The 6,448-nt window shown below is 60.4% G+C and carries 5 protein-coding genes and 1 pseudogene; 3 read left to right on the top strand and 3 right to left on the bottom strand.

Going from position 1 to position 6,448, the window contains the following annotated elements; all coding sequences use genetic code 11:
- Positions 1-280 (top strand): annotated as a pseudogene (locus K0H47_RS28715) (hypothetical protein); the annotation flags it as partial.
- Positions 281-342: 62 nt separating this feature from the next.
- Here the strand turns inward: K0H47_RS28715 and K0H47_RS28710 are convergent.
- On the bottom strand, positions 343-813 hold the full coding sequence (locus K0H47_RS28710) for an Lrp/AsnC family transcriptional regulator (RefSeq protein ID WP_063028813.1): 471 nt from the start codon (positions 811-813) through the stop codon (positions 343-345).
- Between the two features lie 124 nt (positions 814-937).
- On the opposite strand from K0H47_RS28710, the gene K0H47_RS28705 reads away from it, so the two are divergent.
- Together K0H47_RS28705 and K0H47_RS28700 are read left to right on the top strand one after the other, a co-directional pair.
- On the top strand, positions 938-2,182 hold the full coding sequence (locus K0H47_RS28705) for a methionine gamma-lyase (protein WP_219274000.1): 1,245 nt from the start codon (positions 938-940) through the stop codon (positions 2,180-2,182).
- Between the two features lie 185 nt (positions 2,183-2,367).
- Positions 2,368-3,069, top strand: coding sequence for a helix-turn-helix transcriptional regulator (locus K0H47_RS28700; RefSeq protein WP_219273999.1), 702 nt, complete (start codon positions 2,368-2,370; stop codon positions 3,067-3,069).
- Positions 3,070-3,194: 125 nt separating this feature from the next.
- On the opposite strand, the gene K0H47_RS28695 is transcribed toward K0H47_RS28700, so the two are convergent.
- Together K0H47_RS28695 and macA are read right to left on the bottom strand one after the other, a co-directional pair.
- Positions 3,195-5,153 carry a MacB family efflux pump subunit gene (locus K0H47_RS28695; RefSeq protein WP_219273998.1) on the bottom strand — a complete coding sequence of 653 codons (1,959 nt, stop codon included), beginning with the start codon at positions 5,151-5,153 and terminating at the stop codon, positions 3,195-3,197.
- 3 nt (positions 5,154-5,156) lie between these two features.
- On the bottom strand, positions 5,157-6,308 hold the full coding sequence (macA, locus tag K0H47_RS28690; protein WP_177072255.1) for a macrolide transporter subunit MacA: 1,152 nt from the start codon (positions 6,306-6,308) through the stop codon (positions 5,157-5,159).
- Positions 6,309-6,448 lie beyond the last annotated feature (140 nt).

Below are 6,448 nucleotides of genomic sequence, written 5' to 3'. Positions count from 1 at the left end.
TGGTTTAACGGGGCGCCTAAGATCAAGATCAACAGCAAGAGCACAGCGGCCTACCGGCCGGCTTGAGTGTGGTGAAGCAAAATCAAAAGCTAAAGCGGGCACGGTCAAATGTGGGAGCTGGCTTGCCTGCGATGGAATCGCCTCGGTGTATCTGAAAAACCAAGTTGTCTGCATCGCAGGCAAGCCAGCTCCCACAGAAAAACAGAGCCATCCCGCCCGTAGCAGCTGTCGAGCGCCAGCGAGGCTGCGTGCTTTTGATCTGCTTTTGATTTTGAAGTGACCCGCTGTAAGAGCGGAACCATAAGTGGCCGTTACCGCAGCAACGGATATGTACACAGTCAATCACTCCGGCAACGGAATCACCCGCAACGGCCGCACCGACTTATAAGAAAAACTCGAATAAATCTCCTTAACACACGGCAAGCTCTGCAACACCTCCCGGGCAAACTCCCCAAACGACTCCAGATCCTTCGCCACCACTTCCAACAAAAAATCATACCGCCCCGAAACGTTATGACACGCCACAATCTCGGGAATCTCCAGCAACCGTTGCTCAAACGCCCGGGCAACTTCGCGGGAGTGCGTGTCCATCATGATGCTGACAAACGCCGTCACCCCATACCCCAGCGCCTTGGGTGACAGGATCGCCTGATAACCCCCAATCACCCCGCTGTCCTCGAGGTTCTTCACCCGCCGCCAACACGGCGAAGTGGTCAGCGACACCCGCTCCGCCAACTCCGCCACCGTCAACCGCGCATTGCCCTGCAATGCGTTTAAAAGTGCCTTGTCAGTCCGATCCAGATGAATGGGCATATCTTGCCTCAAAACGTCATTTTTATTGTTTTTCATCCCAATCTACCGGGTTTTCCCAGCAAACTATGGAACGTTCGGCCGCCGTTATAAGCATAGCATTGTAGGAAATAAGGAGCGTCCGACCATGAAAAATAAACACAATACGTTCGGCTTTTCCACCCGTGCCATCCACCACGGCTACGACCCACAGGACCACCACGGCGCCCTTGTGCCGCCGATATACCTGTCGGCCACCTTCGCCTTCCCCACCGCCGAATACGGTGCCGCCTGCTTTGCCGGTGAAGAGAACGGACACTTCTACACCCGCATCTCCAACCCCACCCTGGCCCTGCTGGAATCGCGCATGGCCACCCTGGAAAACGGCGAAGCCGCCGTGGCCTTCAGCTCCGGCATGGGCGCGATTGCCGCGACGTTCTGGACCCTGCTGCGCCCCGGTGACGAAATCATCGTCAGCCAGACTCTTTACGGCTGCACCTTCGCCCTGTTGCATCACGGCATCGGCGAGTTCGGCATCAAGGTGCGCCACGTCGACCTCACCGACCTGGCCGCCCTGCGCGAGGCCATCAACCCGGCCACACGCATGATCTATTTCGAGACCCCGGCCAACCCCAACCTGCAACTGGTGGATATCACCGCCGTCGCCGAAATCGCCCACCAACAACCCGGCATCACCGTGGTGGTGGACAACACCTACTGCACGCCCTACCTGCAACGCCCGCTGGAAATGGGCGCCGACGTGGTGGTGCACTCGGCCACCAAATACCTCAGCGGCCACGGCGATATCACCGCCGGCATCGCCGTCAGCAGCCAGGCCCTGGCCCAGCGCATTCGTCTGCAAGGGCTCAAGGACCTGACCGGCGCGGTGATGTCGCCCCAGGACGCGGCCCTGTTGATGCGCGGCCTCAAGACCCTGGCCCTGCGCATGGACCGTCATTGCAGCAACGCCCTGGCCATCGCCGAAGCCTTGCAGGCCCATCCCTTAGTGGAATGGGTGACCTACCCCGGCCTGAGCTCCTTCCCCCAATACAAATTGGCCGCCCGGCAGATGAAACAATCCGGCGGCATGATCGCGTTTGAACTCAAGGGCGGCATCGAGATGGGCCGGCGGTTCATGAACGCCCTCAAGCTGTTCACCCGGGCGGTGAGCCTGGGAGACGCCGAGTCACTGGCCCAGCACCCGGCCAGCATGACCCACTCCACCTACACCCCGGAACAACGCGCCCACCACGGGATTTCCGAAGGGTTGGTACGGCTCTCGGCGGGTCTTGAGGATGTCGCCGATCTGTTGGTGGACGTTGAGCAGGCACTGCACGCCTGTGCCCTGAAACCGAAATCCAGGGTTGTGCAGCAAAACGTTCATCACGCTTGAGGTAAATTCACACGCAGGCGCGACGTTTACCAATAGCCCGGCCTGAAAAGGTCGGGCTTTTCCCGTTGCGCCCCGCACTGCAAAAAATTTGATCCATTCATTGGCCCGTTTGCGAAAGCCTGTACTAGCATACGAGGCGGCAGTCATGGAGATCACTGCCCTGTACGCCGCCCTCCTTGAAACTCATGGATGAAATGATGAACTCACACCTGTTCCCCCACATTGGCAAAGTCATCGCCAGCACCGGCAGCCGACATTTCCCGCGCATGCTGCATGACCTGATCCTCACCCAACTGGCAGTCGACGCCACGCACATCACCCAAATGCCCGTGAGTCCAAGGGAACACGCCCCGCGCAAGGCCGGCAGTTCGCGAATGATGGGGATCAGCCCGGTGTACACCGACACGGTGCCCGGACTCGACGAAGCCCAGGCCGCCGCACAGTTGCACCTGACCCGGCGCAAGGATGACGTCAGCTACGTGCTGTCGGTGTATCGCTCGAACCCCTCGGAAAGCTTTTCCCAGCAGGAACGGATCATCCTGCAAGACTTCTCCTCGTTGCTGCTGCCGATGGTTGAAAAGCACATCAGCGCGCTGCAACCCTGCGGCCCCGACAGTGAAGTGCCGCAGCAACCAGGCATCGACACCTTGCGCCGGCGCTTTGAAGAACGCCTCGCGCAATCGGGGCTGGCCCTGTCCAGCCGTGAGCTGGAGGTGTGCGTGGGGTTGCTGGCCGGGCGTACCGCCCCGGAACTGGCGGAGCAGTTGGCGCTGAAGGTCAACACCATCGAGAGCTACCTCAAGCGGGCGGCGATCAAGATGGGCATCAGTGGACGGCATTCGTTGATGCGGTGGATGTACGCCACAGAAGAAAACGCAACGCTCTAGAACACCGCAGGACAAATGTGGGAGCGGGCTTGCCCGCGATGGCGGTGTGTCAGCCAGCATATCTATAAGCTGACATACCGCCATCGCAGGCAAGCCAGCTCCCACATTTTGATTATCTATCCAGATTAATCCCGGGCCAGGGCTTCAATCGGATCCAGCCGCGCCGCATTCCGCGCCGGCACAAACCCGAACACAATCCCGATCAGCGTCGAACACGCAAACGCCGTCACCACAGACCCCAGGGAAAACACCATTTCCCACTCTTTCACAAACAACGAAAACAGATAGCCAATGGCGAATGACAGCGAGATGCCGATCATCCCGCCAATCAGGCAGACCATCACCGCTTCCACCAGGAACTGCTGGCGAATATCCGATTGCCGTGCGCCCACTGCCATGCGAATCCCGATCTCACGGGTGCGCTCGGTCACCGACACCAGCATGATATTCATCACCCCGATGCCCCCCACCAACAACGAAATCACCGCGATCAACGACAGCAGCAACGCCAGGGAACGGCTGGTTTTCTGCACCGTCTGCATGATGCTGTCGAGGTTGTTGGTAAAGAAATCCTTGGTGCCGTGGCGCTGCAACATCAGCTTGGTGACGTTCTCTTCCACCACCTTGCTCGGCTGGCCGTCCTTGATGCGCACGGTGATGCTGTCCAGATGACGCTGGCCCAACAGCCGCCCCGCTGCCGTCTCATACGGCACCCACACGTTCAACGCCTTGCTGGCGGCGAACATGTTTTTGTTGTCCGCCGTCACCCCGATCACCGTGCACGGCAGGCTGCCCACCAGGATCACCTGGCCCAACGGATCCACCCCGGGCCCGAACAACCGATGGCGCGTGTTGTGGTCGATCACCACCACCTGGGCCTGGCGCCGGGCGTCGCTTTCGCTGAAGGTAATCCCGGCTTCGAGCTTCAGGCCCTTGACCTGGAAGTAGCGGTCGCTGACGCCATTGACCTGGGCATCCAGGTCGATGTTGCCGTAGCGCAACAACAGGTTGCGCCCCACCACCGGCGTGGCGCTGTCAACGTAATACAGCTGGTTCAGCGCCTCCACATCCGACGGCAACAATGTCTCGATGGCCGAGGCGCGGCTGTCACCGAAACTCTTGCCGGGAAAGATGTCGATGGTGTTGCTGCCAATGGCCTGGATGTCCTTGAGCACATAGCGCTTGGCACCTTCACCGATGGCCGAGATCGACACCACCGAGGTGATGCCGATGACGATGCCAAGCATAGTCAGCAAGGTGCGCATGCGATGGGAAATCAGCGCCACCCAGGCCATGTTGAAGGCCTCTTTGAACAGCCCGAGGCTCGCCACCAACTTGCGCGCACCGCTGCGCTTGGGCTCGATGGGGGCTTCGATGGGCAGGTCGAGGCCGACGCTCTCATTGGCGCGGTCACTGACGATCTCGCCATCGCGCACCTCAATGATCCGCTGGGCATTGGCCGCAACTTTCGGGTCATGGGTGACGATGATCACCGTGTGCCCGGCGGCATGCAGCTCGGCCAGGATGCGCATCACCTCCTTGCCGCTATGGGTGTCGAGGGCGCCGGTGGGTTCGTCGGCGAGGATCACTTCCCCGCCATTCATCAAGGCCCTGGCGATACTCACCCGCTGTTGCTGGCCGCCGGATAGCTGGCTCGGCCGATGGGTCAAATGCCCCGACAAACCCAGTCGCGCCAGCAATTCTCCTGCCCGACTATGCCTGGCGGTTTCCGGCGTACCGGCATAAATCGCCGGCATTTCCACGTTGTGCAACGCGCTCAAGTGCGCCAGCAAGTGGTAACGCTGAAAGATAAAACCGAAGTAGTCGCGGCGCAGTTCGGCCAGTTGCTCATCCCCCAGGGTGCGGGTTTCGATGCCATTGATCTTGTAGCTGCCGGCGGTGGCGTAGTCGAGGCCACCGAGGATGTTCATCAGGGTGGATTTACCCGAACCCGAGGCCCCGGTGATCGCCACCATTTCCCCGGCATGGATAGTCAGGTCGATGCCCTTGAGGGCAATGAATTCGCGGTCACCGGCCATGAAACTGCGCACGATGCCTTTAAGCTCCAGCAGTGGCTGAGTCATCAATCAGCCCCCCGCCACGGCGGGCGATGGATCGCCGATCACCACCTTGTCGCCTTCGGCCAGGCCATCGAGGATCTGCACCTTGACGTTGTTGTTGATGCCGGTCTGCACCTGCCGCGTGTTGGCCTTGCCCTTAGCGTCCAGCACCCGTACCGGGAAGCTGCCGTCGGCATTACGCGGGCCGAGTGCGGCCACCGGCACGGTCAGTGCGGCCTTGGCGGTGTCGAGCACGATGCGCACCTGGGCGGTCATGGCGATGCGCAGGCGGTGGTCGGGGTTGGGTACGTCGAACAGCGCGTTATAGAACACCGCGGTGTTTTGTTTGGGGGTGCCGGCGGTCTGAGTTTCAAGGAAGTTTTGCGGGGCGGGTTCAGTGCCGCGCAGTTTGGCGTAGTAGCGCTTGTCGGCCTCGCCGAGGATGGTGAAATACACCTGTTGGCCGGGGCTGATGTGGATCACGTCGGCCTCGGAGACCTGGGCCTTGACGGTCATGGTGTCGAGGTCGGCGAGCTTGAGCAGGACCGGCGCCAGTTGGCTGGCGATCACGGTCTGGCCTTCCTGGGTGACGATGCCCACCACGTCGCCGTCGATTGGCGCGACGATGCGGGTGTAGGCCAGGTTGATCTTGGCGGTGTCGATCTGGATGTGGGCGCTTTTGATCTGGGCGTCGAGGGACATCAGGTTGGCGCGTTGCACTTCGTAGTTGGATTCGGCGGTTTCGAAGTCCTGGCGGGACACGGATTCGTCCTCTTGCAGGCCCTGGTAGCGCTCGTAGACGGATTTGGTTTCCTTGAGTTGAGCCGCGGTGGCGCGGCGTTGGGCCTGGAGGTTTTCTTCGTCGACCTCGGCTTTGCGCAGGGTGTTTTGCAGGATCAACGGGTCGATTTCGGCGAGCCATTGGCCTTTCTTGACCTTGTCGCCGACCTTTACCTTCAAGGACTTGAGCTGGCCGGAGACCTGGGCGCCGACGTCGACCTGTTTGACGCCTTCGAGCAAGCCGGTGGCCAGGACGGCGTTTTCGATGTCACTGCGTTCGGCGGTGGCGGTCAGGTATTGCGGCGCGTCTGCCGGGGCCTGCACGGTGTAGATGGTCAGGGCGGCGGCGATTGCCAGGGCCAGGGCCATTCCTGTTTTGCGAAGCTTTGACTTTTCCATAAGTGACCACAGAAGACGTTGAAGTTGGTCCGGCTTTTGGCTCGGAGTACATATCCGTTTTTTTGGTAACGGCTGATATTGGTTCCGCTCTTACAGCGGCTCACTTTTGAAAAGCGCAAAAGTAAGCAAAACGCTCTTGC

The organism is Pseudomonas sp. Xaverov 83, from assembly GCF_019352905.1.
In the GTDB taxonomy this organism is placed as follows: domain Bacteria; phylum Pseudomonadota; class Gammaproteobacteria; order Pseudomonadales; family Pseudomonadaceae; genus Aquipseudomonas; species Aquipseudomonas yamanorum.
The sequence above is the reverse complement of the archived record's forward strand: the minus strand, read 5'-3'. Positions and strand labels throughout refer to the sequence as shown.